This window comes from Dietzia maris, assembly GCF_036287335.1.
Classification (GTDB): domain Bacteria; phylum Actinomycetota; class Actinomycetes; order Mycobacteriales; family Mycobacteriaceae; genus Dietzia; species Dietzia cinnamea.
In genome coordinates this window covers 1,952,729-1,977,999 of sequence record NZ_CP143053.1, presented here as the reverse complement: position 1 = coordinate 1,977,999, position 25,271 = coordinate 1,952,729, and the positions used below count along the sequence as shown (strand labels likewise).

Below are 25,271 nucleotides of genomic sequence, written 5' to 3'. Positions count from 1 at the left end.
TGAGGGTACTAGGCTTGGCCGCGCCGGCCGGGAGTTGCACCACAGGGGTGGTCGTGTGGTGAGGAGGGGTGATGACGCAGGAGTCGACACATGTCGAGGACCGTCCGTCGACCCTCGACGCGCACGGACTGCTCACGTGGGCGCGGCGGTCGGTCGAGATGCTCGCCCTCCATCGCGAGGAGATCAACGCCCTCAACGTCTTCCCGGTGCCCGATTCGGACACCGGGACAAACCTGCTCTACACGATGCGCGCAGCCGTGGACCGTGCGGAGGGTGAGGACGCGTGGATCGCCGAGGGCGGCGGCACGGCGGGCGCCCGCGAGATCGCGGTCGCGCTCGGCCACGGCGCGGTCCACGGGGCGCGCGGCAACTCCGGGGTGATCCTGTCCCAGGTGCTCCGTGCGGTCGGTGAGGCGGCGACCTTCACCGTCGTCGACGCCTCGACCTACCGCCGGGCCCTGCGCACGGCGGTCACGCTCGTCGACCACGCGTTGAGCGACCCCGTGGAGGGAACCATCGTGACGGTCCTGCGCGAGGCCGCCTCGGCGGCGGGTCGCTCCTCGGCCCACTCGCTGGTCGAGGTGGCCCGCGCGGCGGCGGACGCCGGTGCGGGGGCCCTGGACCGCACCACCGCGCAGCTGCCGGCGCTGCGCCGTGCCGGGGTGGTCGACGCCGGCGGCCGGGGCCTGCTCGTCCTGCTCGACGCGATGGTCGAGGTGCTCACGGGACAGACGCCCGAGCGGCCGGAGTACTTCACGCCGTCCGAGCCCGCCGCCGCGGCGGCCGCGGTCGCGGCATCCGGTGGAGACGGCCGGCCCGGCGGCGCGGGAGCCGGTGAAACCTGCGACGCCGAGGGCGTCGGGCGCGGCACGCGCTACGAGGTGATGTACTCGCTGACCCACTCCGACGACGCGCGCGCCGACGAGCTGCGGTCGGCACTCCGGATGCTCGGCGACAGCGTGGTGGTGGTCGGCGACGGCGGCTCGGACGTCAACGCCAGGTGGGCGGTCCACGTCCACACCGACGACATCGGCTCGGCGATCGAGACGGCGCTGCCGCTGGGCCGAGTCACCGAGATCAGGGTCACGGACATGCTCGACCCGACCGGGGACGGCGGCCGGGACGCATCCGCCGACGACGCCGCGGGCGCGGGTACCGGCGGCGCCGCCCGGCGCGGCGGTGCCGGCGGCGAGCCGGGGGTGCGTCGTGTGGTGGCCGTCGTCCCGGACGGCCCGCTCGCCGAGCTGTTCGCGGGCGCGGGCGCCGCGACCGTCGACCCCGGCGAGGACGGGGAGGGTGTGGTCGACGCCGTGCTGGCCGTGGAGGCCGACGAGCTCCTCGTGCTGCCCAACGGGGAGCTCTCGCGCGACCGGATCAGCGCGCTCGACGCCGCCCTGCGGGACGCCGTCGGCCACGCGTTGATCCTGCCGACGGGATCGGTGGTCCAGGGGCTGGCCGCGCTCGCCGTGCACGACCCCACCACGACCCTGTCCCTGGACGGGTTCTCGATGGCCGACGCCGCGGCGGGCACCCGGCACGCGCACCTCGTCCGCGCCGAGCAGGACGCCCTCACCCTGGTCGGCCGGTGCGCGGCGGGCGACCTGCTCGGCGTTGTCGGCCACGACGTGGCGCTCATCGAAACCGACGCGGTCGAGGCCGTGTGCGCGCTGGTCGCCCGGATGCTGTCCGCCGGCGGGGAGCTCGTCACGGTGTTGTTCGGAGACGAGTACGACGAGGCGGCGACCGAGTCGGTGCTGTCCAGGCTGCGCAGCGCGCACCCCGACATCGAGGTCGTCGGCTACGCCGCGGGCCCGGGGCGGGCGCTGGCGCACGTCGGGGTCGAATGACGACGCTCGCCACCACGGACACGCCCCTGGTCGAGGTGCTCGACCCCGGGCTGGCGGAGCGGATCACCACGGCGTTCGGCCACCGGACCGTCGGGGACCTGCTGCACACCCTGCCGCGGCGCTACCGCCAGCACGGGCAACGCTACGACAAGCGGCAGCTCGTCGACGGCGAGCGCGTGACGGTCATCGGCACGGTCACCACGGCCCGGACGAGGACGTACCACACCAAGAAGGGCCAGCCCCGGGAGATGCTCACGCTCACCGTGGAGGACGGCGACACGGAGTTCCGGGTGGTCTTCTTCGCCGGTCGTAGCATCAAGTACCTGCTCCCGGTGGGCACCCTCGCCATGTTCGACGGCACCGTGTCGCATTTCCGTCGCGCGCCGGACCTCAAGCACCCCGAGTTCCTGGTGCTGCGGCCGGTCTCCGGGCAGGGCGGGCAGCTCAAGGGATCGGGTGACCTCGCGGCGCTGGCCCGGCTCGCGGCGGAGATCGACGCCGAGGGTGGGCCGAGCCTGTTCGACCGCCCGCTGCTGCCCGTCTACGCCGCGAAGGAGGGCGTCACCTCCTGGGATCTGCTCGGCGCGGTCGTGACCGCGTTGCGGGCCCTGGTGCCGGTGGTCGACCCCCTGGACGACACCGTGCGCTCGGCGGCGGGGTTGATGGGGCTGGACGAGGCGCTGCGCAAGGCCCATCTGCCCGAGAACGCGCGGGAGAAGGACCACGCGGGCCACCGGCTGCGCTTCGACGAGGCGCTCGCCCTGCAGCTGCTGCTCGGCGCGCGGCGCCGGTTCGTCGCGCGGGACCCGGCGCCGGCGAGCCCGGTGCGCGACGACGGTATCCGTGCGGCGATGGGCGCCCGCATGCCGTTCGAGCTCACCGACGGACAGAAGGCCGTGCTGGAGGAGATCTCCGCCGACCTGGCGCGGGACGAGCCCATGAACCGGCTCCTGCAGGGTGAGGTCGGCTCGGGCAAGACCGTGGTCGCGCTGCTCGCGATGCTGCAGGTGCTCGACGCCGGACGGCAGTGCGTCATGCTCGCCCCCACCGAGGTCCTGGCGGTCCAGCACCACCGGTCACTCACGGCGATGCTCGGTGACCTCGGCGAGCGCGGTCGGCTGGGCGCCGCCGACGAGGCCACCCGCGTCGTGCTGCTCACAGGGTCGATGTCGACCGCCCAGCGGCGGGCGGCCCTGCTCGACATCGTCACCGGTGAGGCGGGGATCGTCGTGGGCACCCACGCCCTGATCCAGGACTCGGTGGACTTCTTCGACCTGGGCCTGGTGGTGGTGGACGAGCAGCATCGCTTCGGGGTGCGCCAGCGTGACCGCCTGCGGTCCAAGGGCCGCGCCGGCATGGTGCCGCACCTGCTGGTGATGACCGCGACCCCCATCCCGCGGACGATCGCCATGACGGTGTTCGGCGACCTGGAGGTCTCCGAGCTCGACGAGCTCCCCGGGGGTCGGCGTCCGATCTCGACGTCCGTCGTGCCCGCACGCGAGCGGCCGGCGTGGTTGGCGCGGGCGTGGGAGCGGGTGCGCGAGGAGGTGGCCGCCGGCCACCGGGCGTACGTGGTGTGTTCCCGCATCGACGCCGACGACGGCAGGTCCGACGACGCGACGAAGGGGGACGACGACGAGGGCGGCGACAGACCGCCGTTGGTCGCCGCCGTGGATCTGCACGAGTACCTGTCCACCGGCCCGCTGGCCGGGCTGAGAATCGGCCTCCTGCACGGCCGGCTCCCGTCGGAGGAGAAGGACGCCACCATGGCCGATTTCGCCGCGGGCCGCCTCGACGTGCTCGTGTCCACGACCGTCATCGAGGTCGGTGTGGACGTCCCCGAGGCCACGGTCATGGTGGTGATGGACGCCGAGCGTTTCGGTGTGAGCCAGCTCCACCAGCTGCGCGGTCGGGTCGGCCGCGGCGGGCTGCCGGGTCTGTGTCTGCTCGTGACCAACTCCCGCGCGGGGAGTCGGTCCATGGAGCGGCTCGACGCGGTCGCCGCCACGACCGACGGGTTCGTCCTGGCCCAACTGGACCTCGTCCAACGGCGCGAGGGGGACGTCCTGGGGGACGCGCAGTCCGGGGCGCTGTCAGCGCTACGGCTGCTGTCGGTGGTCGACGACGGCGACGTCATCGAGATCGCCCGCCGCCACGCCGAGGAGATCCTCGAGGCGGACCCGGGGCTGCACCGGCACCCCGCGCTCGCCGAGCGGGTCCGCCGACTGGCCGGCTCCGAGGAATCCGACTACCTGTTCAGATACTGACTCGACGGGAACCCCAATGACCCGCATCATCTCCGGCCGCCTGCGCGGGCTGTCGATCATCGTGCCGCCGGCCGGGACACGGCCCACGACCGACCGGGTCCGCGAGGCGCTGTTCAGCGCCATCGAGAGCCGGGTGGACCTCGACGGCGCCGCCGTCCTCGACCTGTTCGCCGGCTCCGGGGCGCTCGGGCTCGAAGCCCTGTCCCGGGGAGCCGACACCGCGTGGTTCGTCGAGGAGAACCCCCGGGCGGTGGCCTGCCTGAAGAAGAACACCGCAGGGGCCTCGTCGTCGTCCCCCTCCCTGCGCACCACCGTCAGACGGGCGGCCCTCCCGGCAGCCGTCGAGGGCGACTGCCCCGTGCCCGGCGGGTTCCACCTGGTCCTGGCCGACCCGCCGTACGAGCGCTCGGCCGTGCTCGACGAGCCGGTCCTGGGCGCTCTGCTCGAGGGGGGCTGGCTCGCGGAGGACGCCCTGGTGGTGTGGGAGCGCTCGAAGCGGGACCCCGCCGTGCGCTGGCCCGCCGGCTACGACGTGATCTTCGAGCGCACGTACGGGGAGACCACGATCGAGATGGCCAGGCCGGTTGATACGGTCGCCCCATGATGACCGTCGTGTGCCCAGGCTCCTTCGACCCGGTGACCCTCGGGCACCTCGACATCATCCGCCGCGCCGCGGAGCTGTTCGACGACGTGATCGTGTGCGTGGTCGCCAACCCCAACAAGCAGGGCACCTTCACGATCGACGAGCGCAAGGCGCTCATCGACGAGGTGTGCGCGGACATGCCCGGCGTGCGGGTGGACAGCTTCTACGGACTGCTCGTGGACTACTGCCGGGACCAGGGGGCGACGGCCGTCATCAAGGGCCTGCGCGACTCCACCGACTACGACTACGAGCTGCCGATGGCGCACATGAACCGGTCCATCGCGGGCGTCGACACCGTCTTCCTGCCGACGAGGGCCGACCTGGCGTTCGTGTCGTCGTCGCTGTGCCGCGAGGTCACCCGGCTCGGCGGCGACGTCTCGCATCTGCTGCCGGAGCCGGTCGCCGTCGCGCTGCGGCAGCGCCTGGGCTGAACCGTCGCGCTGCGGGAACGCCTCGGCCGAAATCGCCCGACCACCGGACACACCGCCGCCGCACCGGCCCGCCGCCGTGTGTTGCGGGCACACTGATGGGACGAATGAGACGATCCGGTGAAGGGACGAGCGTGTACCGAGTGTTCCAGGCCCTCGACGAGCTGAACGCGATGATCGAGGACGCCCGCAGTCTGCCCATGACCGCGAACTGTGTGGTGCCCCGGCACGAGTCCCTGCTGTTGCTCGACGACATCCGCGACTCCTTCCCCGGTGAACTCGACGACGCCCAGGACGTGCTGGACCAGCGCGACCGGGTGCTCGCGGAGGCCGACGCCACCGCCCGCGAGACCATCGCCGCCGCGGACGCCGAGGCGGACCGGACCCTGCGCGACGCCCGCGAGGCCGCCGACGCGATGCTCGCCGACGCCAAGTCCCGCGCCGACCGCATGGTCGCCGAGGCCACCGCGCACGCCGACGGGCTCGTCGGCGACGCCCGTGCCGAGGCCGCCGAACTGCTGGACCGGTCACGCCGGGACGCCGAGTCCACCACCACCCGCGCCCGCGCCGAGGCCGACCGGCTGGTCGAGCAGGCCAACATCCTCTACGACCGCACGATCACCGAGGCCCGCCAGGAGCAGCAGCGCATGCTGTTCGAGTCCGAGGTCGTGCGGATCGCCGACGAGGAGGCCGCCCGCGTGCGCGACGCCGCCCACGCCGAGAGCGAGCGTCGGCGCGAGGAGTGCGACGCCTACATCGACGAGAAGATGGCCCGCTTCGAGGAGTTCCTCGGGTCGACGCTGCGCACCGTCGCCCGCGGCCGCGAGGAACTGCACGGTGTCGCGCCCACCGCGCGGCGCGATCCGGCCGCCCGCAGGGGCACCCGTGACGACGAGCGCTTCGGCGACGGGTACGGGGACTACTGAGTCAGGCGGGTAGTCTGCTGGGCGTGTCCACCACCTCCCGCACCCCCCGCCACGGCCGCCCGGCCGCCGATTCGCTCGTCCTCGACACCCGCGTGCTGTCCCGCACACCCGGCGCGATGGAGCCGGTGCGGCGCGCCGCCGTGCTGCCCTCCGACATCGGCGTCGAGCTCATCCGGATCCCGAGCGGGTCGCAGGTCGAGCTGGACCTCATGATGACGTTCGTCGACGAGGGTGTGCTGGTCACCGGGGCGGTCAGCGGCCGGGCCGACGTCGAGTGCGCGCGCTGCCTCGGTGAGTTCACCACCGACGTCGCCGTCGAGTTGACCGAGATGTACGCGACCCCCGGGACCGCCGCGGCCGACGGCGCCGAGGAGGACGAGGTGCGCCTGCTCGACGGCGAGCTGATCGATCTCGAACCGGGCCTCGTCGACGCGTTCGGGCTCGAGTTCCCCATGTCGCCCACGTGCACCGACTACGGACACGACGAGTGCGTGAACCCCGAGACGCCCGCCCCGGACGGGGTCTCCGGCGAGGAGACCGGCCGCATCGACCCGCGTTGGGCCGGACTGGCGGAGAAGTTCGGCATGACCGATCCGGCCGACACCGACGGGGACCGCGCGTGACCGACCAGCCCTCCGCGCTGGACGCCGTCCTGGGCGTGGCCCTGCCCGCCGGCCTGGCGACCCAGGCGCTGACCCACCGCTCCTACGCCTACGAGCACGGGGGGCTGCCACACAACGAGCGCCTCGAGTTCCTCGGCGACGCCGTGCTGGAGCTCGTCGTGACGGAGTACCTCTACAACGCGTACCCGGATCGCCCCGAGGGCGACCTGGCCAAGATCCGCGCGAGCCTGGTCAACACCTACGTCCTGGCCGACATCGCCCGCGAGCTCGGCGACGGCGGACTGGGCCGGCACCTGCGGCTCGGCCGCGGGGAGGAGCTCACCGGCGGTCGGGACAAGCACTCGATCCTCGCCGACACCCTCGAGGCGGTGTTCGGGTCGGTCTACCTCACCCACGGCCTCGAGACGGCCCGCGGCCTGATCGAGAAGATCATCGGCGACCGCCTGACGGTCGTGCCCCATCTGGGCGCGGCGTTGGACTGGAAGACCAGTCTGCAGGAGAAGTGCGCGTCGCTCGGCCGGCCCAAGGCGCGGTACGAGATCACCTCGACGGGACCGGATCACGACAAGACCTTCGCCGCCGTGGTGTTCGTCGGCGACGACTCGCTCGGCGAGGGCACCGGCCGCACCAAGAAGGAGGCCGAGCAGAAGGCCGCCGAGCAGGCCTGGGCGGCCCTGGACGGGACCACGGCGGACCGGACCGCCGGCTGACGTGCCCGAACTTCCCGAGGTCGAGGTCGTCCGCCGGGGACTGGCCGATCACGTCGTGGGCCGCACGCTCGTCTCCGTCGAGGTCACCGGGGCGCGCACGGCCCGCCGCCAGCCCGGGGGCGCGGCCGAGATCGTCGCGCGGCTGACCGGGCGTACCGTCAGCGGGGCGCGGCGGCGCGGCAAGTACCTGTGGCTCACCCTCGACGGCGACGACGCGGCCGGTGCGGACTGCCTCCTGGTCCACCTGGGCATGAGCGGTCAGATGCTCGTCACGGGTGCGGGCGCACCGCCGGTGCGCCACCTGCACGCCCGGGCCGTCCTCGACGACGGCAACGAGCTCCGGTTCGTCGACCAGCGCACGTTCGGCGGGTGGACGGTCGTGCCGCTGGCCGGGGCCCGCGACGGCAGCGGGGTGCTGCTGCCCGCGCCGGCCGCGCACATCGCCGCGGACCCGTTCGAGTCCGCGTTCGATCCCATCGCCGCCGCCCGGGTCATCCGACGCCGCGACACCGAGATCAAGCGACTCCTGCTGGACCAGACTGTCGTGTCCGGCATCGGCAACATCTACGCCGACGAAGCGCTGTGGCGCTCCGGCCTGCACGGGCGGCGACGATCCGGCGCGGTCACCCTGCGCGCCGTCACCGGCGTCCTCGAGCACGCGCGCGCGGTGATGGCCGACGCCCTCGAGGCCGGCGGCACGTCGTTCGACGCGCTGTACGTCAACGTCAACGGCGCCTCCGGGTACTTCGACCGGTCGCTCGACGTCTACGGCCGCGCGGGCCTGCCGTGCAGCCGCTGCGGGACCGCCGTCGTGCGCGAGGACTTCATGAGCCGGGGCTCGCACTTCTGCCCCGTGTGCCAGCCCGCGCCCCGCCGCCGGAGCGGGGCGCGTCGGCGCCCGGTCGTACGATGACCGCATGACCCAGACGCCTCAGCCCGCACCTCAGGATCCCGCACCCGCCGCCGGGGACGCCCCCGCCCCGGGCACCGGCCCGGAGCTCCGGGTCGACCGGATCGGCACCCGGCGCTACGTGGGCACCTCCTCGCGCGGGGCACGGGTCGAGATCGGGTCGGCCGATGTCGAGGGCGTGTTCACCCCGGGCGAGCTGCTGAAGATCGCTCTCGGTGCGTGCACGGCCATGGCGTCGGACTTCACCGTCTCCCGCCGGCTCGGTGACGACTACGCCGCGACGGTCCGCGTCTCCGGCGACGCCGACCGCGAGAACGAGCGCTACCCGCGCCTCGAGGAGACCTACGAGCTCGACCTGTCGGGCCTGGACCCGGCGATGGTCGACCGCGTGCTCGACATGATCCGCCGTTCGGTCGACGCCACGTGCACCGTCGGCCGGACGATCACCGCGGGTACCGAGGTCGCGCTGCACTTCGAGACCGGGCGCGATCCCGAGTGAGCGCCCCGGGACGGGACCCGGTCCGCCTGGTCGCGTGGGTGCACGGCCACGTCCAGGGGGTGGGCTTCCGCTGGTGGACGCGCAGCCGCGCCCTCGAACTGGGCCTGAGCGGGTACGCGGCCAACAAGCCGGACGGCCGCGTCCACGTGGTGGCCGAGGGCGACGAGGCCGCGTGCTCCAGCCTGCTCGAACTCCTCCGCGGTGGCGACACCCCCGGACGCGTGGACCTCGTCGTCGACACCTACGAACCGGCGCGAGGCGGACTGACGGGATTCGTCGAACGCTGACCTAGGATCGACTCCCGTGTATCTCAAGTCGTTGACGCTCAAGGGCTTCAAGTCCTTCGCGGCGCCGACGACCCTGAAGTTCGAGCCCGGCATCTGCTGCGTCGTCGGCCCCAACGGCTCGGGCAAGTCCAACGTCGTGGACGCGCTGACGTGGGTCATGGGTGAGCACAGCGCCAAGACCCTGCGCGGCGGGAAGATGCAGGACGTCATCTTCGCCGGCACCGCCGGGAAGCAACCGCTCGGCCGCGCCGAGGTCACGCTCACCCTGGACAACTCCGACGGGGCCCTGCCGATCGACTACGCCGAGGTCTCCCTGACCCGCCGGATGTTCCGCGACGGGGCCGCCGAGTACGAGATCAACGGCGACCGCGCCCGCCTCATGGACGTGCAGGAACTGCTGTCGGACTCCGGCATCGGGCGCGAGATGCACGTGATCGTCGGTCAGGGCAAGCTCGCCGAGATCCTCGAGTCCAAACCCGAGGAGCGACGCGCGTTCATCGAGGAGGCCGCCGGTATCCTCAAGCACCGCCGCCGCAAGGAGAAGGCGCAGCGCAAACTCGCCGGGATGCAGGGCAACCTCGACCGGCTCACCGACCTCACCACCGAACTGCGACGCCAGCTCAAGCCGCTGGGGCGACAGGCGGAGGTGGCGCGGCGGGCGCAGACGATCCAGGCCGACCTGCGCGACGCGACGTTCCGGCTGGCCGCCGACGACCTCGTCACCCGCCGGCGCGAGCTCGCCGACGCGGAGAGCGTGCGCGCCCGCCTGGCCGACCGGGTCGCCGAGGCGGTCGACCGCCGGGACGAGCTGGCCCGCGCCGCGGCGGAGACCCAGGCTGAGCTCGACAGGCTCACCCCCGAGGCCGACGCCGCCCAGCAGCGGTGGTTCGCCCTGTCGACCCTGGCCGAGCGGGCCCGCGCGACCGCCCGTATCGCGTCCGACCGCGCCCGTTCGCTCGCGGCCGAGGTCGCGGTCCATCACGGCACGGATCCCGACGCGCTCGACCGGCAGGCCGAGCGCGCCGCAGCGCACGAGCAGGACCTCGCGGGCCAGGTGGAGGCCGCCGCCGACCGGGCCCGCCGCGCGACGGAGGCGCTGGGCGCGGCCGAGGCGGCGCTCGCCGCGCTCGAGGCCGAGCACCTTCGGGCGGTCCGTGCGATCGCCGACCGGCGGGAGGGCGTCGCGCGCCTCGCCGGCAAGGTCGAGACGCTCGCCGCGCGCGTGGAGTCGACCGAGGCGGAGATCGCGCGGCTGGACGCCGAGGTAGCCGCCGCCCGCGCCGCCGTGGCCGACGCCGAGACCGAGTTCGACGCCGTGCACGCCCGGATCGGCGCCCACTCCGAGAGCGAGCGCACCCTCGACGAGCACCTCGGCCGCGCGGAGCGCGCCCACCTGGCCGCCCGGGCGCGACTGGCCGAGCTGCAGCGCCTCGAGCGGGAGGCCGATCAGCGGATCGCGCGGTTGGCCGCACGCATCGAGACCCTCGAACAGAACAAGGGCGCCGGTGACGGCGCCGACTGGGTCGTGCGGCACCTCGGCGCGGACGCCGTGGCGGGCACGGTGGGGGAGTCGCTCGGCGTGCGCGACGGCTGGGAGCGGGCGATCGGTGTGGCGCTCGGCCCCGCCGTCGACGCGGTGGTCGTGGACGCCCGCGTGGACCGCGGGGAGGTGCTCGCCGCGCTGCGCGAGGCCGACGCCGGCCGGGCGGGGCTCGTGGGCCGCGGCGAGCCCGGCGGGGACTACCGCCTCGAGGTGGACCTCGTCGACGGCGCCCGGTGGGCCCTGGACGTGGTGGACGTGCCCGAGGACCTGGTCGCCGCGGTGACCGCCCTGTTGGTGGACGTGGTCGTGGTCGACGACCTGGCCGCCGCCCACGCGCAGGTCGGCGCGGACCGGCGCGTGCGCGCGGTGACCCGGGACGGGGAGCTCGCCGGCGCGGGGTGGACCGTCGGTGGCTCGGCGTCCGGGCGCACGGGTCTGGAGATCCAGTCCGCGATCGACGCCGCGGTCGCCGAGCGTGACTCGGTCCGCGCCGAGATCGAGACCACCCGCGCCGAGCTGGCCGGCGCCGAGGCGGAGGACGCCGAGCGCGCCGACCGGTACGCGGAGACCCTCGCCGCGATCGGGGAGTCCGACGCCGCGATCGAGGAGATCTACGCCGAGCTCGCCCGCATCGGGCAGCGGCGTCGCCGCGCCGAGGCGGACGTACGCCGCCTCGAGCAGTCGCGGCGCATCGCCGTGGACAAGCTCGACGCCGCGCGCGCCGAGCACGCCGAGCTGTCCGACCGGTTGGTCCGGGCGGGTGACGACGACGACGAGGTCAGTGCGCCCGAGGACGACGGTCGGGTCGCGGCGCAGGCGGAGGTGGCGGCAGCCCGGGCCGCCGAACTGGAGGCCAGGCTCGCGCACCGCTCCGCCGAGGAACGGGCCGCCGGCGTCCGCGGGAAGTCGGCGTCCCTGCGGCGGGCCGCCCAGGCTGAGCGCGAGTCCCGTGCCCGCGCGGCCCGGGCGGCGGCCGAGCGCCGGCGGGGAGCCGAGGTCGCCGGGGTGGTGGACGAGCTCAGCGGGCGACTGCTGGCACGCCTCGACGAGCTCATCGCCGCCGCCTCGGCGGAACGCGACCGGCTGGGGGCCGCGCGCGCGGAGGCGACCGCCCGGGCCACCGCCCTGCGCGGCGACCTCACGGCGGCGGAGTCCGAGGTCTCACGGCTCGGAGACGCCGCCCACCGCGACGAGATCGTCCGTGCCCAGCTCGAGGTCAAGGTCTCGGAGCTCGAGGCGGCGGTGCTCGAGCGTCACGGGATCGAACCGGAGGCGCTGGTCGCCGAGTACGGGCCCGACGTGGACCTGCCGCCGTCCGCGCTGGAGATGTCGGAGTACGAGGCGGCCCGCGAGCGCGGGGAGGACGTGACCCCGCCGCCGCCCATGCCGTTCGTGCGGTCCGAGCAGGAGCGACGCCTCAGGCGGGCCGAGAAGGACCTGGCCACGCTCGGCAAGGTCAACCCGCTCGCGTTGGAGGAGTTCGCCGCGCTCGAGGAACGCTACGCGTTCCTGTCGACCCAGCTCGACGACGTGAAGAAGGCCCGCGCGGACCTCGAGGGGGTGATCGACGACGTCGACGACCGGATCGAGCAGATCTTCACCGAGGCGTGGATCGACGTCGAGCGCGAGTTCCGCGACGTGTTCTCGGTGCTGTTCCCGGGCGGCGAGGGCCGGCTGGTGCTCACCGAGCCCGACGACATGCTCGCCACCGGCATCGAGGTGGAGGCGCGGCCGCCCGGGAAGAAGGTGAAGCGGCTCTCGCTGCTGTCGGGCGGCGAGAAGTCGCTCACGGCGGTGGCGATGCTGGTGGCGATCTTCAAGGCCCGACCCAGCCCGTTCTACGTGATGGACGAGGTCGAGGCCGCGCTCGACGACACCAACCTGCGGCGGCTCATCGGGCTGTTCGAACAGCTCAGGGAGACCAGCCAGCTCATCGTCATCACCCACCAGAAGCCCACCATGGACGTGGCCGACGTGCTCTACGGCGTGTCGATGCAGGGCGACGGCATCTCCAAGGTCATCTCCCAACGCATGCGCTGACTCCTCGCGGAGGCCCTGCGGTGTCGGATTCGGCATCATGGGGTCATGCCTCAGAGAGAACTGTTCATGGACCCCAGTCTGGCGCGCGCGGCGCGCGCGTTGTGCCTCGTCTCCACCAAGTTGGTGGCGCTGCGCTCCGGACTGGACGAGCAGCGGATCCGCGAGTACGAACGGGGAGTGGGCGCACTCGACGCGGCCGAGGTGCAGGCGTTGACCGACGCCCTGACCTACTTCGGCGCCCGGTTCATCCCGGAGAGCGACCGAGGGGGAGTGGGTGTGCGTCGCAAGTTCACGCGGACCAAGGTCGAGATGATCGACACGTGGGAGGCAGAGGGCGGCCCGGTCGGGGAGGACGACGTCTAGGTCACGGACGGCCCGGTCGTCGCCCGAGTGCGACGTGCCGGCCTCCGTGCACGTGCCCGAGGCGTCGCCGCTCGCTCACGAGCGCCGGAAGACCGCCCGGAGCCGTTCACGGTTGACCACGCCGATCGCCCGCAGCGGGATCCCCGCCGGGCACACCCGCGAGCACTCCCCGTAGAGCGAGCAGGGACCGAACTCCTCGTCGGCGGCGCTGCCCATCTCGCGGGCGCGGGCCGCGCGGTCGGCGCCCGCGACGGGCATGAGGGCGAGGTGCCCGAGTTTGGCCCCCACGAACAGGTTGGCCGAGCCGTTGGGGCAGGCCGCCACACACGCCCCGCACCCGATGCACGCCGCGAAGTCCAGCGCGGTCTCCGCCGTGTCGTGACCCTGAAGGGTCGAGTCCGCGTCCGGGGCGGCGCCGGCCGGGATTCCCACATGGGCCGCGGACTCGACGACCCCGTCCAGAGCGGACCGGTCCACCACCAGATCGCGGATGACGGGGAACACGGCGGCGCGAAGCGGTTCGATGCGCAGGGTGTCCCCGTCGGCGTAGGGGGTCAGCCGCTGGTGACACGACGGGGTGTTCTCCGCGGGACCGTGCGGGCGACCGTCGACGGTGACGCCGCAGGCCCCGCAGATGCCCTCGCGGCAGTCGGAGTCGAACGCCACCGGTTCGATGCCCGCGTCCACCAGGTCGCCGTTGAGGACGTCGAGCAGCTCCAGCACACTCATCTCCGGCCGTGCGTCGCGGACCTCGAACTCCTCGTACCGTCCGGCCTCGTGTGGCCCGGACTGCCGCCAGATGCGCAGGGTCAGTCTCATCGGTAATCCCTCGCGGTGGGGGCGACCGCCGAGAACTCCAGCGGTTCGGCGTGTCGGGTGAAGGACCGGGGCCCGCCACGGTCATCGCCCTCGGAGGCCCAGGCGGAGGTGAAGGCCCACCGACGGTCGTCCCGCCGGGCCTCGCCGTCGGGCGTCTGGTGCTCGTCGCGGAAGTGGGCGCCGCACGATTCGTCCCGGTCCAGCGCATCCACGCACATCAGTTCCGCCAGTTCGAGGAAGTCGGCGACCCGCCCGGCCAGTTCGAGCACCTGGTTGAGGTGACCGCCTGTGCCCGTGACCCGCAGGTCGGTCCAGAACCGGGTCCGCAGGTCACGGATGCGCTCGATCGCCCGGGTCAGGCCGTCGGCCGTCCGTGTGACGCCGCACCCCGAGTAGAGGATCTCGCCGAGCTCACGGTGGAAGTGCTCGGGCCCGGTCGAGCCGCCCACCGCGAGCAGGTTCCGCACCCGCGACCGGGCGCGGGCCACGGCGGTGACGACCACCTCGTCGTCGTCGCCCGGTAGGTCGTCCCCGAGGCGGGTGGCCAGGTGCGCCGGCACCGAGTAGGGAAGGGTGAACCACCCGTCGACGCTCGCGCTGAGCAGGGAGTTGGCGCCGAGCCGGTTCGCGCCGTGATACGCCCAGCCGCATTCGCCGCCGACGAACAGGCCGGGGATCGACGTCTGCAGGTCGAAGTCGCTCCACAGCCCGCCCATCGTGAAGTGGCACGTCGGCGCGATGCGCATGGGTACGGCGTACGGGTCCTCGCCGGTGGCGTGGGCGTACATCTCGAACAGGTTGCCGTAGCGCTCGGTGATCGTCCCCCGGCCGTCGCGGGCCAGGGCGTCACGGAAGTCCAGGTAGACGGAGTTGCGGCGTGGCCCCACCCCTCGCCCGGCTCGGATCTCGGCGGTGATCGCCCGGGAGGCCACGTCGCGGGGCACGAGGTTGCCGAAGGCGGGATAGCGGCGCTCGAGGAAGAAGTCGCGGTCGGCGTCCGGGATCTCACCGGGCGGCCGGTCGTCGCCGTCGTGGAGCGGGACCCAGACGCGGCCGTCGTTGCGCAACGACTCGCTCATGAGGATCGTCTTGGCCTGCCAGTCGTTGTCCTTGGGCAGCGCGGTGGGATGGAACTGCACGAACGACGGTGAGGCGAACAGGGCCCCCCGCTGGTGCGCGCGCCACACCGCCGACGCGTTGGAGTGGATCGCCAGCGTGGAGTCGTGGAAGACGGTCCCGTAGCCGCCGGTCGCGAGGACGACCGCGTGCGCGGTCTCGGCCCGGATGTGGCCGGACACCAGGTCGCGGACCACCACACCGTGGCACCCCGAATCGTCGACGACGAGGTCGAGCATCTCGTGGCGGGTGTGCAGCGTGACGGCGCCGGCATGGATCTGCCGCTGCAGGGCCGAGACGCCCGCGATCTGGAGTTGTTGGCCGGTCTGCCCGCGGGAGTAGTACGTGCGCGAGACCTGCACGCCGCCGAAGGACCGGGTCGACAGGACGCCGCCGTACTCACGTGCGAAGGGGGTCCCGATGGCGGAGAAATGATCGATCACCCGCGCGGATTCCTCGCCCAGCCGGAAAGCCTCGGCCTCCCGCCCACGGAAGTCCCCGCCCGAGACGGTGTCGGCGACGAACCGGGCCACCGAGTCGCCGTCCACCCGGCGGCCGCGGGCGGCGTTGATCCCGCCCTGGGCGGCCACGGAATGCGCGCGCCGGGCGGCGTCGTGATAGGTGAACGCGGTGACCCGGTAGCCGAGTTCGCCGAGGGCGGCCGCCGCGCCGGCCCCGGCCAGGCCCGTGCCGATCACCACCACGTGGAAGTGGCGGCGGTTGGCCGGCGCGACCAGTCGGTAGGCGTCGCGACGCCTCGCCCAAGCGGAGGCCGGGTCGCCCCCGGGTGTGCCGGAGCTCAGCACGTGTCCCTGTCGGGCGTCGGGGACGAGGACGGGGGGCGGTGTGAAGGTCACGTCAGCCACCCGGCCTGGACCGCGATAGGGATCGCGGCGTTGCCCAGCAGCACGGCCACCGCGGCGATCCCGCCCACGGTCGTGATCACCGCCCGGCTCCGGACGCCGGTCACCCCCAGGTCGCCGGCCGCCGTGCGGACCCCGTGGGCGACGTGCAGCGCCAGCAGCGCCATGGTGATGCCGTAGAAGGCCGCGACCCAGGGCCGCGAGAAGCTGGCGACCAGATTGGCGTACGCCGAACCGGGCTCGAACGCCTCCGACGCGACAGGGGCGGCGCCCGTGGTCATGTCGAGGACGTGGAAGACGACGAAGAGCAGCAGCACCACTCCGGTGAGCAGCATCGAGCGGGCGCCGAACGAGCCCGCCGTCAGCCCCGTCCGCCGGCGGTGCGGGCCCGCGGACGCGTGGGAGCGCCGAACCAACACCACCGCGCACCAGACGTGCGCCACCAGACCCAGGACCAGCACGACGCGCAACGCCCACAGGACGCCCTCGTGGGGGACGAGGGGGTACAGCAACGTCCGCAGCCACGCGGCGTAGGCGTCGAAACCCGACGCCCCGCCGAACACCTTGAGGTTACCGACCATGTGCGCCACCACGAAGCCGGTGAACAGCAATCCCGTCACCGCCATGATGGTCTTGGCGAGCCAGGTGGGCAGGGCCGGGGCCCGGCGGAGGGGGCGCCGGCGTACGGACGTACCCCCTGGCTGGGCGGCGAGCTCGACCACGTGGGCTCCTCCCCGGACGACGACAGGCGCCAGTCTAGGTCCGCCACAGCCCCCCCGGGACCGAGATGGCGACGGGTGCGGTCGGCCATACTGGGCACCGTGACTACCACCACCTGGATCATCATCGCCGTCGCCGCGGTGCTGCTGCTTGCCATCATCGCCCTCGTCGTGGGTCTGCAGCTGCGCAAGAAGCGACAGATCTCGCTCACCAGGGCCGCCGAGCGCAAGGAGCTCACCCGCGAGGAGCGCTCCGGCAACTATCAGGCCGGGACGGGGTTCTCGTTCGCCCAGGGAGGGGGCGGCGCCACGGCGGCCCCGCCCAGGGAGCCGGTGCGCCGTGACCCGACGCCGCGGGAGGACCTGCCGCCGGCGACACCGGCCCCACGGCCCCCCGCGCCGCCGTCCGCTGCGACGGGGGCGGCCCCCGCCGCCGAACCCGCCGCCGAACCCACGGCCGCCCCTGCGACCGCGCCGGACACCGCGCCCGAGACAGCCGTCCCCGCGCCCGAGCCGGACGTCGATCCCGGCCCGACCGAGGCCACCGAGGTCGTCGAGCCCGCCCCGGTCGAGCCCGTCGTGGTCCCGCCCGAGGTGCCCGACGAGGAGATCCCGGCGCCCCCGGAGACGGTGACCGGGACCCCGGAGCCGGTCGCCCCGGTCGAGCGCATCGACCCGGCCGCCGGCCGCCTCGACCGCCTGCGGGGCCGCCTCGCGCGGTCGCAGAACACTGTGGGCCAGGGCCTGCTGGGTCTCCTCGGCGCCGGCGATCTCGACGAGGACGCCTGGGAGGAGATCGAGGACACGCTGATCATGGCCGACCTCGGTTCGGCCACCACCGAGCTCGTCGTGGACCGCCTGCGGGCGGAAATCGCCACCCGACAGGTCCGCACCGAGGCCGAGGTGCGCGATCTGCTGCGGCAGACCCTCATCGACAACCTCCACCCCGAACTCGACCGCTCGCTGCGTGCGCTGCCGAACGACGGGACGCCGGCCGTCCTCCTCGTCGTCGGCGTCAACGGCACCGGCAAGACCACCACAACCGGCAAACTCGCCCGCGTCCTCGTCGCCGACGGTCGCGAGATCCTCCTCGGCGCGGCGGACACGTTCCGCGCCGCCGCGGCGGATCAGCTCCAGACCTGGGCCGAGCGGGTGGGCGCCGAGGTCGTCCGCGGCAAGGAGGGCGCCGATCCCGCCTCCGTCGCCTTCGACGCGGTGACCCGCGGGGTCGAGACCGGCGTGGACGCCGTGCTCGTGGACACCGCCGGTCGGCTCCACACCAAGACCGGGCTCATGGACGAGCTCGGCAAGGTCAAACGAGTGGTGGAGAAGAAGACCCCGGTCGACGAGGTGCTGCTGGTGATCGACGCCACCACCGGACAGAACGGGCTCATGCAGGCGCGCGTGTTCAAGGAGGTCGTCGACATCACGGGGGTCGTGCTGACCAAGCTCGACGGCACCGCCAAGGGCGGGATCGTCTTCCAGGTCCAGCACGAGCTCGGTGTGCCGGTCAAGCTCGTCGGACTGGGGGAGGGCGCCGACGACCTGGCGCCGTTCACCCCCGAGGCGTTCGTGGACGCCCTGCTCGGGACGTAGTCCCGGTGCGGCCGGCCGCGACACACAACCGGAACCGGGGCCCGCCGCGTGTAACCGTCAGGAAACACGCGCGGACAACCACCGCAACACGGCAGCGGAAACCTCTACAGGCGACCGGGGAGCGAAAAGACGCTCACCACGCGATGAAACGAGGAGGACCGCACCGTGATAGGTGACAGTGTCGCGTTGCTCGCCCAGGAGGCGACGCCGGAGTTCGATACGGGAGACACGGCCTGGATGCTCATGGCGGCATCCCTGGTCCTGCTCATGACGCCCGCCCTGGCGCTCTTCTACGGCGGCATGTCCCGGCAGAAGTCGGTACTCAACATGATGATGATGTCGTTCGGCACCATGGGGCTGATCGGCGTCATCTACCTGCTGTGGGGCTGGTCGATGTCCTACGGCAGCCAGTCCGTGGCCGGACTGTTCGCCAACCCCTTCGAGATGTTCGGACTGTCCGGCGTGATCGGGGACGCGAGCGGCTGGATGATGTCCGGCTCGGGCGCCTACCCGGCGGTCGTCGACGTCGCCTTCCAGGTGACGTTCGCGATCATCACCGTGGCGCTCATCTCCGGCGCGATCGCCGAACGCGTCCGGTTCGGCACCTGGCTCGCGTTCGCCGGGCTGTGGGTCACCCTCGCGTACTTCCCGCTCGCCCACATGGTGTGGGGCGGGGGACTGCTCTCCCACTCCGACAGTGGTCTGGCCGCCATGATCTTCGGGACGGTCGACGACGGCGAGGGCGGTCTGACCGCCGCCGTGGGCCCCGTCGACTTCGCCGGTGGAACCGTCGTGCACATCAACGCCGGCGTGGCCGCCCTGGTGCTCGTCCTGCTCGTCGGCAAGCGGCTCGACTTCGGTCGCACCGCCTTCCGCCCGCACAGTCTGCCCCTGGTCATGCTCGGTGCCGCGCTGCTGTGGTTCGGCTGGTTCGGGTTCAACGCCGGTTCCGCGTTCGGTGCCAACGGCACCGCCGGCCTGGCCTGGGTCAACACCACCGCCGCCACCGCCGCCGCGATGCTGGGCTGGCTCCTGGCCGAGCGTATCCGCGACGGGCACGCCACCAGCCTCGGCGCGGCCTCCGGCGTCGTCGCCGGCCTGGTCGCCATCACCCCCGCCGCCGGGTCCGTCCACCCGCTCGGTGCCATCGCCCTCGGCGCGATCGCGGGCGTGCTGTCCGCCCTCGCCGTGGGCCTCAAGCACCGCTTCGGCTACGACGACGCGCTCGACGTGGTGGGCGTCCACCTGGTCGCCGGCCTGTGGGGCACGATCGCGATCGGGCTGTTCGCGACCGGCACCTTCGACACCGCCCCCGGGATCTTCTACTCCGGCGAGGGATGGAAGCTCCTCGTGGTCCAGATCGTGATCGCCGTCGCGGCGCTCGTGTTCACCGCGGTGATGACCGCGATCGCCTGGGCGATCTGCCGCCCCCTCGGGTGGCGGATCGACAAGGCAGACGAGCAGGCCGGCATCGACGGCGCCCAGCACGCGGAGACCGCGTACGAGCCCTCCACCAGCGCGCTCATCCGCTGACCCGATCACCTCGAAAGGAACCACGACATGAAGCTCGTGACCGCGATCGTCAAGCCGTTCACGCTCGACGACGTCAAGGCCGCCCTCGAGCAGGCCGGCATCCACGGACTGACCATCAGCGAGGTCCAGGGCTACGGCCGCCAGAAAGGCCACACCGAGGTCTACCGCGGCGCCGAGTACGCCGTCGACTTCGTCCCGAAGATCCGGGTCGAGGTGGTGGTCGACGACGACACCGCCGGGGCGGTCGTGCAGCTGATCGTCGACGCGGCCCGCACCGGCAAGATCGGCGACGGCAAGGTCTGGGTGACCGCCGTCGAGAGCATCGTCCGTGTCCGCACGGGCGAGGAGGGCGTCGACGCCATCTGAGCGGCCCCGCCCGTTCACCCACGCACACCCCGCTTCCGCGCGCGGGTCGTCCCCGACGGGGACGGCCCGCGCGCTCTCGTGCGCGCCTGCTCCGTGCGGGGCCGTTCACAGAAGCGAAACACGCCCGCCCCGGCGGGGTGACACGGGCGCGGGACTCTGGATCCGACGGACGTGGGGAAGGGGAGAGGGATGACGGCGACGGCTGACGGCGAACGTGCCACGGCACTGCGGGCCGGACGCGCACGGATCCTCTCCGCGCGACGCGAGGATCTACCGGCCGCTGCGCTACGGGCCGCCCTCTGCGAGCTCTACGAGATGGAGTTGGCGAGGCTCGCCGAGGAGGCCGGCGTCGACCCGGGCTCCGGATTCGCCCTCATCGCGTTCGGCGGACTCGGTCGCAGGGAGGTCCTGCCACATTCCGACCTCGACCTGGTGCTCGTGCACGAGCGCCGCACCGACCGCGACGTGAGCGAGCTCGCCGACGCGCTGTGGTACCCGCTATGGGACTCCGGGGTGGGCCTCGACCACAGCGTCCGCACGGTCGACCAGTGCCTCGCCGTCGCCGCGGCTGACGTCTCGGTGGGCCTGAGCCTGCTCGACGCGCGGGTGATCGCCGGCGACGCGGATCTCGGTGCTCTGGTCGTCGACGGTGCCCGCCGCCAGTGGCGTGACCAGATCGCCTCCCGCTTCGACGACCTCGTCGCCGCGGCCGCGGCCAGGCGCCACCGCGCCGGCGTCATCGCCCACCGCAGCGAGCCGGATCTCAAGAACGGTGTCGGGGGGCTGCGCGACGCACAGCTCGTCACCGCCCTGGCGCTGGCGCACCTCAGCGACGGCCGGCCGGTGGTGCCCGGGGGGATGGCCGCCGCGCACCGGCTCGTGCTCGACGCCCGCACCGAGCTGCACCGGGTCGCCGGACGAGCCCGCGAGGTGCTACACGCGGAGTACGGCGACGAGGTCGGCCGTGCCCTCGGACTCGGTGACCGGTTCGACCTCGCCCGTGCCCTCAGCGACGCCTCCCGCACGATCGCCTTCACCGCCGACCAGGCGATCCGCGGATCGTGCGCCACCCTGTCGACGCGGGGACTCACCGGGCTGCTGAGGCGGTCCCCGGTCCGCCGGCCGCTGGACGACGGCGTGGTCGAGCACGCGGGCGAGGTGGCGCTGGCCCGTGGCGCGCGCGTCGAGGAGGAGCCCTGGCTACCCCTGCGCGTGGCGGCCGCCGCCGCGCGCTTCTCCCTCCCGGTGGCGGGGTCCACCCTCGGCGTCCTGGCCGAGCGCAGCCCCGCCCCCGACGGCCGCTGGCCCGCGGAGGCGCTGTCCGACCTGCTGGTCCTGCTGGGCTCTGGGGAGGCGCAGATCCCCGTTCACGAGGCCCTCGACCGTTGCGGACTGTGGGAACGCCTGCTGCCGGAGTGGTCCGGCGTGCGGGATCTGCCCGCCCGCGAACGCACGCACGTCTACACCGTCGACAGGCACCTCGTGCAGACGGCGGTCGAGGCGTCGCGGCTCACCACCTCGGTCGCGCGGGCCGACCTCCTGCTGCTCGCGGCGCTCCTCCACGACCTCGGCAAGAGCCGCGTGGGCGACCACAGCGAGAACGGCGCGGTGATGATCCGGCCGATCGCCGAGAGGATGGGGTTGAGCGTGCGCGACACCCAGACCCTGGAACGACTGGTCCGACACCACCTCCTCCTCGCGAGGACCGCCGCACGCCGCGACCCCTCCGACCCGGAGACCGCCCAGTTCGTCCTCGACACCCTGGACTGGGACACGGTCGCGCTGGACGTGTTGGCCGCGCTCACCGAGGCCGACTCGATCGCCACCGGACCGACCGTGTGGTCGGCGGGACGGGCCGGCGTGCACACGGCGCTCGTCGCGGCGTGCCGCGCCCAGGTGGGACCCCGCCCGGCCGCCGTCGAGGCCCCGACGGTGCGGGCGTCGAGACGGCACGGTCCCCCCGACGTCGTCGTCGACCTCCGTGCGGCGGGCACGGGCACCACACACGAGGTCACCCTCGTGGCCCCCGGTGCCGGAAGGTCATTGGCGGTGGCTGCGGAGGTCCTCGCCGCCCACCGACTGGAGATCGTCGACGCGGAGATCGACCTGCGGCCGCCCGGAGGGATGCGCGCGAGGATGACCGTCTCCACGCGGTTCGGCGACCCGGTGGACGCCCGCGTGCTCCGGCAGGACCTGCGACGGTCGATCGACGCCGGCCTGCCGGGATCGCTGCGCGCGGCCCTCGCCCGCGGCGAGGCCGTGCCCATCGGTCCCCCGCGGGCCAGATCCTCGGTCCTCGTCGGGCACCGCTCCGACGCGGACGGCGTGATGATGGAGGTCCGCGCCGAGGACCGACCCGGGCTGTTCGCCCGGATCGTCTCCGCGATCCTGCAGACGGGCGCCCGGATCGACTGGGTGGTGGTCCGCACCAGGGGTGCCGCGGTCGAGGACGTGTTCGCCCTCTCCGGTCCGGGTGCGGTCCTCAGCACGGCCGGTCAGGTCGAGTCACTGCTGCCGGGACACGAGCCCGCGACGCCCGTCGTCGCGCGTGCCGATACCCTGTGATCAGTCGTCGCCGACGACGCCGGGACGCGCGCGCTCCCGGGACGCGAACCAGGGAGCTGTTGCCGTGTTCGAATCCTTGTCCGACCGTCTCACAGGGGCGCTCAAGGACCTGCGCGGAAAAGGTCGGCTGAGCGACGCCGACATCGACGCGACGGCCCGCGAGATCCGACTCGCGCTGCTCGAGGCCGACGTCGCACTGCCGGTCGTTCGCGCCTTCATCTCCCGGGTCAAGGAACGGGCCAAGGGCGCCGAGGTCTCCGAGGCGCTCAACCCCGCCCAGCAGGTCGTCAAGATCGTCGACGCCGAGCTCACCGCCATCCTCGGTGGCGAGGCCCGCCGGATCGAGTTCGCCAAGCAACCACCGACGGTGATCATGCTGGCCGGCCTCCAGGGTGCGGGTAAGACCACGCTGGCGGGAAAGCTCGCGTACTGGCTCAAGGGCCAGGGGCACACGCCGCTGTTGGTGGCGTGCGACCTCCAACGCCCGGGCGCGGTCGACCAGCTACGCATCGTCGGTGAGCGCGCCGGAGTACAGACCTTCGCCCCACACCCCGGCACCTCGGTCGGCGGGGACGGCGCGGAGATCGGCGTCCAGGAGCCGGTGTCCGTCGCGCAGCGCGGGCTGGCCCACGCACGCGCCAAGATGCACGACGTCGTGATCGTCGACACCGCCGGCCGCCTCGGCATCGACGAGGAGATGATGGCCCAGGCCCGCGGCATCCGCGACGCCGTCCAGCCGCACGAGACCTTCTTCGTCCTGGACGCCATGATCGGTCAGGACGCGGTGGTCACCGCCGAGGCGTTCCGCGAGGGCGTGGGCTTCACCGGCGTCGTGCTCACCAAGCTCGACGGCGACGCGCGCGGCGGCGCCGCGCTGAGCGTCCGCGAGCTCACGGGCACCCCGATCATGTTCGCCTCGGACGGCGAGAAGCTCGAGGACTTCGACGTCTTCCACCCGGAGCGCATGTCGAGCAGGATCCTCGGCATGGGCGACGTCCTCTCGCTCATCGAGCAGGCGGAGACGGTCTTCGACGCCAAGGAGGCCGAGAAGACCGCCGCCAAGATCGGCTCCGGCGAGCTCACGCTCGAGGACTTCCTCGACCAGATGATGATGATCCGCAAGATGGGTCCCATCGGGAACCTGCTCGGCATGCTGCCCGGCGGCAAGGACATGAAGGCCGCCGTCGGCGACATCGACGAGAAGCACCTCGACCGCATCCAGGCGATCATCCGCGGCATGACCCCCGAGGAACGCGCCGATCCCAAGATCATCAACGGATCCCGGCGTCAACGCATCGCCAACGGCTCGGGCGTCACCGTCACCGACGTCAACCAGCTCGTCGACCGGTTCTTCGAGGCGCGCAAGATGATGAGCCGGATGGCCGGCCAGATGGGGATGCCCGGTGCCGGGCGAAAGAACCAGCGCAAGGGCAAGAAGGGCAAGGGGAAGGGCAAGGGGCGCGGCCCCACGCCGCCGAAGAACCGCGGCATGATGCCCGGGATGCCCGGGATGCCCGGGATGCCGCCCGGGGGCATGCCGGACCTGTCCCAGATGCCGCCGGGCCTGGACCAGCTCCCGCCCGGCCTCGAGGGCATCGATCTGGACAACCTCAAGTTCCCCAAGAGGTGACCCGACGGCCCGTGTGCACCGATTGGTGCGCGCGGGCCGGGCGTGTCTAGACTGGACCGCTGGACGCCGTCACCGGTGGGTCCCCACGCGGGGGTCCGGGCCGAACGGCGGTCACCCGGAAGGCGAAACCGGACCCCGCGAGCAGCGCGGGCGTCGCTGAATCGCCATGTGACCCACTACAGGAAGTGAGACGCGCTCATGGCCGTCAAGATCAAGCTCACCCGACTCGGCAAGATCCGCAACCCGCAGTACCGGGTCGTCGTCGCCGACGCCCGTACCCGCCGCGACGGTCGCTCCATCGAGACCATCGGCCTCTACCGCCCGAAGGAGGAGCCGAGCTTCATCCAGATCGACTCCGACCGGGCCCAGTACTGGCTCGGCGTGGGCGCCCAGCCGACCGAGGCCGTCGAGCAGCTGCTCAAGATCACGGGCGACTGGCAGAAGTTCAAGGGCATCGAGGGCGCCGAGGGCACCCTGCGCACCCCGGAGGCCAAGCCCTCCAAGCTGGACCTGTTCAACAAGGCGCTCGAGGAGGCCCAGGGCGAGCCGTCCGCCGAGGCCATCACCGCCAAGCGCAAGGCCGACAAGGCGAAGAAGGCCGAAGAGGCCAAGAAGGCCGAGCAGGAGGCCGCCGCGTCGACCGACTCCGCCGAGGGTGAGGCCGCGTCGGCTGACGCCGAGACCGCCGAGGCCTGAGACAGATGAACGACATGGTCGTCGACGCCGTCGACCACCTCGTCCGCGGCATCGTGTCGGATCCCGACGCCGTGTCCGTCCGGTCGAGTGGTGGTCGGCGCGGCACCGTGATCCGGGTGGCGGTCGCGCCCGAGGATCTCGGCCGTGTCATCGGGCGGGGCGGTCGAACCGCGTCCGCCATCCGGACGATCGTCTCCGCCGTCGGGGGAGAGGGCATCCGGGTCGACGTGGTCGACACCGACCGCTGATCCCACCCCGTACGCGCCGACAACCGGAGGACCT

The 25,271-nt window shown here is 73.0% G+C and carries 22 protein-coding genes; 19 read left to right on the top strand and 3 right to left on the bottom strand.

What is annotated here, in order from left to right:
* The first annotated feature begins 71 nt into the window (after positions 1-71).
* The 12 genes from VYL96_RS09110 to VYL96_RS09055 all read left to right on the top strand — a co-directional run bounded on the left by VYL96_RS09110 (position 72) and on the right by VYL96_RS09055 (position 13,086).
* On the top strand, positions 72-1,847 hold the full coding sequence (locus VYL96_RS09110; RefSeq protein WP_061227777.1) for a fatty acid kinase ATP-binding subunit FakA: 1,776 nt from the start codon (positions 72-74) through the stop codon (positions 1,845-1,847).
* Entirely contained in the window at positions 1,844-4,114 is a 2,271-nt protein-coding gene (gene recG, locus VYL96_RS09105) for an ATP-dependent DNA helicase RecG (RefSeq protein ID WP_061227776.1), read from the top strand. Before VYL96_RS09110 ends, recG begins: the two co-directional genes overlap by 4 nt.
* A gap of 16 nt (positions 4,115-4,130) precedes the next feature.
* Positions 4,131-4,718: a 16S rRNA (guanine(966)-N(2))-methyltransferase RsmD gene (rsmD, locus tag VYL96_RS09100; RefSeq protein WP_061227775.1), complete on the top strand. Its 588-nt coding sequence runs from the start codon at positions 4,131-4,133 to the stop codon at positions 4,716-4,718.
* On the top strand, positions 4,715-5,188 hold the full coding sequence (gene coaD / locus VYL96_RS09095) for a pantetheine-phosphate adenylyltransferase (RefSeq protein WP_061227774.1): 474 nt from the start codon (positions 4,715-4,717) through the stop codon (positions 5,186-5,188). The genes rsmD and coaD overlap by 4 nt, the downstream gene beginning before the upstream one ends.
* Before the next feature lie 131 nt (positions 5,189-5,319).
* Positions 5,320-6,111 carry a DivIVA domain-containing protein gene (locus tag VYL96_RS09090; protein WP_061227773.1) on the top strand — a complete coding sequence of 264 codons (792 nt, stop codon included), beginning with the start codon at positions 5,320-5,322 and terminating at the stop codon, positions 6,109-6,111.
* A gap of 23 nt (positions 6,112-6,134) precedes the next feature.
* Entirely contained in the window at positions 6,135-6,734 is a 600-nt protein-coding gene (locus VYL96_RS09085) for a YceD family protein (RefSeq protein ID WP_061227772.1), read from the top strand.
* A complete protein-coding gene (gene rnc, locus VYL96_RS09080; RefSeq protein ID WP_061227771.1) occupies positions 6,731-7,444 on the top strand; it encodes a ribonuclease III in 714 nt (237 codons plus the stop codon). The genes VYL96_RS09085 and rnc overlap by 4 nt, the downstream gene beginning before the upstream one ends.
* 1 nt (position 7,445) lies before the next feature.
* Complete coding sequence (gene mutM / locus VYL96_RS09075; RefSeq protein ID WP_131885044.1) at positions 7,446-8,357, top strand: bifunctional DNA-formamidopyrimidine glycosylase/DNA-(apurinic or apyrimidinic site) lyase; 912 nt, start codon at positions 7,446-7,448, stop codon at positions 8,355-8,357.
* A gap of 4 nt (positions 8,358-8,361) precedes the next feature.
* Positions 8,362-8,853, top strand: a complete 492-nt coding sequence (locus tag VYL96_RS09070; RefSeq protein ID WP_174521507.1) for an OsmC family protein — start codon at positions 8,362-8,364, stop codon at positions 8,851-8,853.
* A complete protein-coding gene (locus VYL96_RS09065) occupies positions 8,850-9,140 on the top strand; it encodes an acylphosphatase (protein ID WP_061227769.1) in 291 nt (96 codons plus the stop codon). The genes VYL96_RS09070 and VYL96_RS09065 overlap by 4 nt, the downstream gene beginning before the upstream one ends.
* A gap of 16 nt (positions 9,141-9,156) precedes the next feature.
* On the top strand, positions 9,157-12,723 hold the full coding sequence (gene smc / locus VYL96_RS09060) for a chromosome segregation protein SMC (RefSeq protein WP_061914399.1): 3,567 nt from the start codon (positions 9,157-9,159) through the stop codon (positions 12,721-12,723).
* 45 nt (positions 12,724-12,768) lie between these two features.
* Entirely contained in the window at positions 12,769-13,086 is a 318-nt protein-coding gene (locus tag VYL96_RS09055) for a helix-turn-helix domain-containing protein (protein ID WP_243699581.1), read from the top strand.
* A gap of 75 nt (positions 13,087-13,161) precedes the next feature.
* Here VYL96_RS09055 and VYL96_RS09050 read toward each other — a convergent pair whose 3' ends face one another.
* Genes VYL96_RS09050 through VYL96_RS09040 form a run of 3 tightly spaced genes read right to left on the bottom strand, consistent with a single transcriptional unit; the run spans position 13,162 to position 16,510 of the window.
* Positions 13,162-13,905: a succinate dehydrogenase/fumarate reductase iron-sulfur subunit gene (locus VYL96_RS09050; RefSeq protein ID WP_131885043.1), complete on the bottom strand. Its 744-nt coding sequence runs from the start codon at positions 13,903-13,905 to the stop codon at positions 13,162-13,164.
* Positions 13,902-15,878, bottom strand: a complete 1,977-nt coding sequence (locus VYL96_RS09045; protein ID WP_131885042.1) for a fumarate reductase/succinate dehydrogenase flavoprotein subunit — start codon at positions 15,876-15,878, stop codon at positions 13,902-13,904. The genes VYL96_RS09050 and VYL96_RS09045 overlap by 4 nt, the downstream gene beginning before the upstream one ends.
* A complete protein-coding gene (locus VYL96_RS09040; RefSeq protein ID WP_131885051.1) occupies positions 15,875-16,510 on the bottom strand; it encodes a succinate dehydrogenase cytochrome b subunit in 636 nt (211 codons plus the stop codon). Before VYL96_RS09040 ends, VYL96_RS09045 begins: the two co-directional genes overlap by 4 nt.
* A 195-nt stretch (positions 16,511-16,705) precedes the next feature.
* Between VYL96_RS09040 and ftsY the strand changes: the two genes are divergently transcribed.
* The 7 genes from ftsY to VYL96_RS09005 all read left to right on the top strand — a co-directional run bounded on the left by ftsY (position 16,706) and on the right by VYL96_RS09005 (position 25,237).
* On the top strand, positions 16,706-18,199 hold the full coding sequence (gene ftsY, locus VYL96_RS09035) for a signal recognition particle-docking protein FtsY (RefSeq protein WP_067717986.1): 1,494 nt from the start codon (positions 16,706-16,708) through the stop codon (positions 18,197-18,199).
* Between the two features lie 237 nt (positions 18,200-18,436).
* Positions 18,437-19,732 (top strand): ammonium transporter, encoded by a 1,296-nt coding sequence (locus VYL96_RS09030; RefSeq protein ID WP_131885050.1) that lies wholly within the window; start codon positions 18,437-18,439, stop codon positions 19,730-19,732.
* Positions 19,733-19,759: 27 nt separating this feature from the next.
* Positions 19,760-20,098, top strand: coding sequence for a P-II family nitrogen regulator (locus VYL96_RS09025; protein ID WP_061227763.1), 339 nt, complete (start codon positions 19,760-19,762; stop codon positions 20,096-20,098).
* Between the two features lie 189 nt (positions 20,099-20,287).
* Entirely contained in the window at positions 20,288-22,663 is a 2,376-nt protein-coding gene (locus VYL96_RS09020) for a [protein-PII] uridylyltransferase (RefSeq protein ID WP_131885041.1), read from the top strand.
* 64 nt (positions 22,664-22,727) lie between these two features.
* The gene (gene ffh / locus VYL96_RS09015) at positions 22,728-24,293 is read left to right on the top strand and encodes a signal recognition particle protein (RefSeq protein WP_061227761.1); all 1,566 of its coding nucleotides are present in this window, start codon (positions 22,728-22,730) and stop codon (positions 24,291-24,293) included.
* Positions 24,294-24,491: 198 nt separating this feature from the next.
* Positions 24,492-24,989: a 30S ribosomal protein S16 gene (rpsP, locus tag VYL96_RS09010; RefSeq protein ID WP_061227760.1), complete on the top strand. Its 498-nt coding sequence runs from the start codon at positions 24,492-24,494 to the stop codon at positions 24,987-24,989.
* Positions 24,990-24,994: 5 nt separating this feature from the next.
* On the top strand, positions 24,995-25,237 hold the full coding sequence (locus VYL96_RS09005) for an RNA-binding protein (RefSeq protein ID WP_007632879.1): 243 nt from the start codon (positions 24,995-24,997) through the stop codon (positions 25,235-25,237).
* Positions 25,238-25,271: the final 34 nt, after the last annotated feature.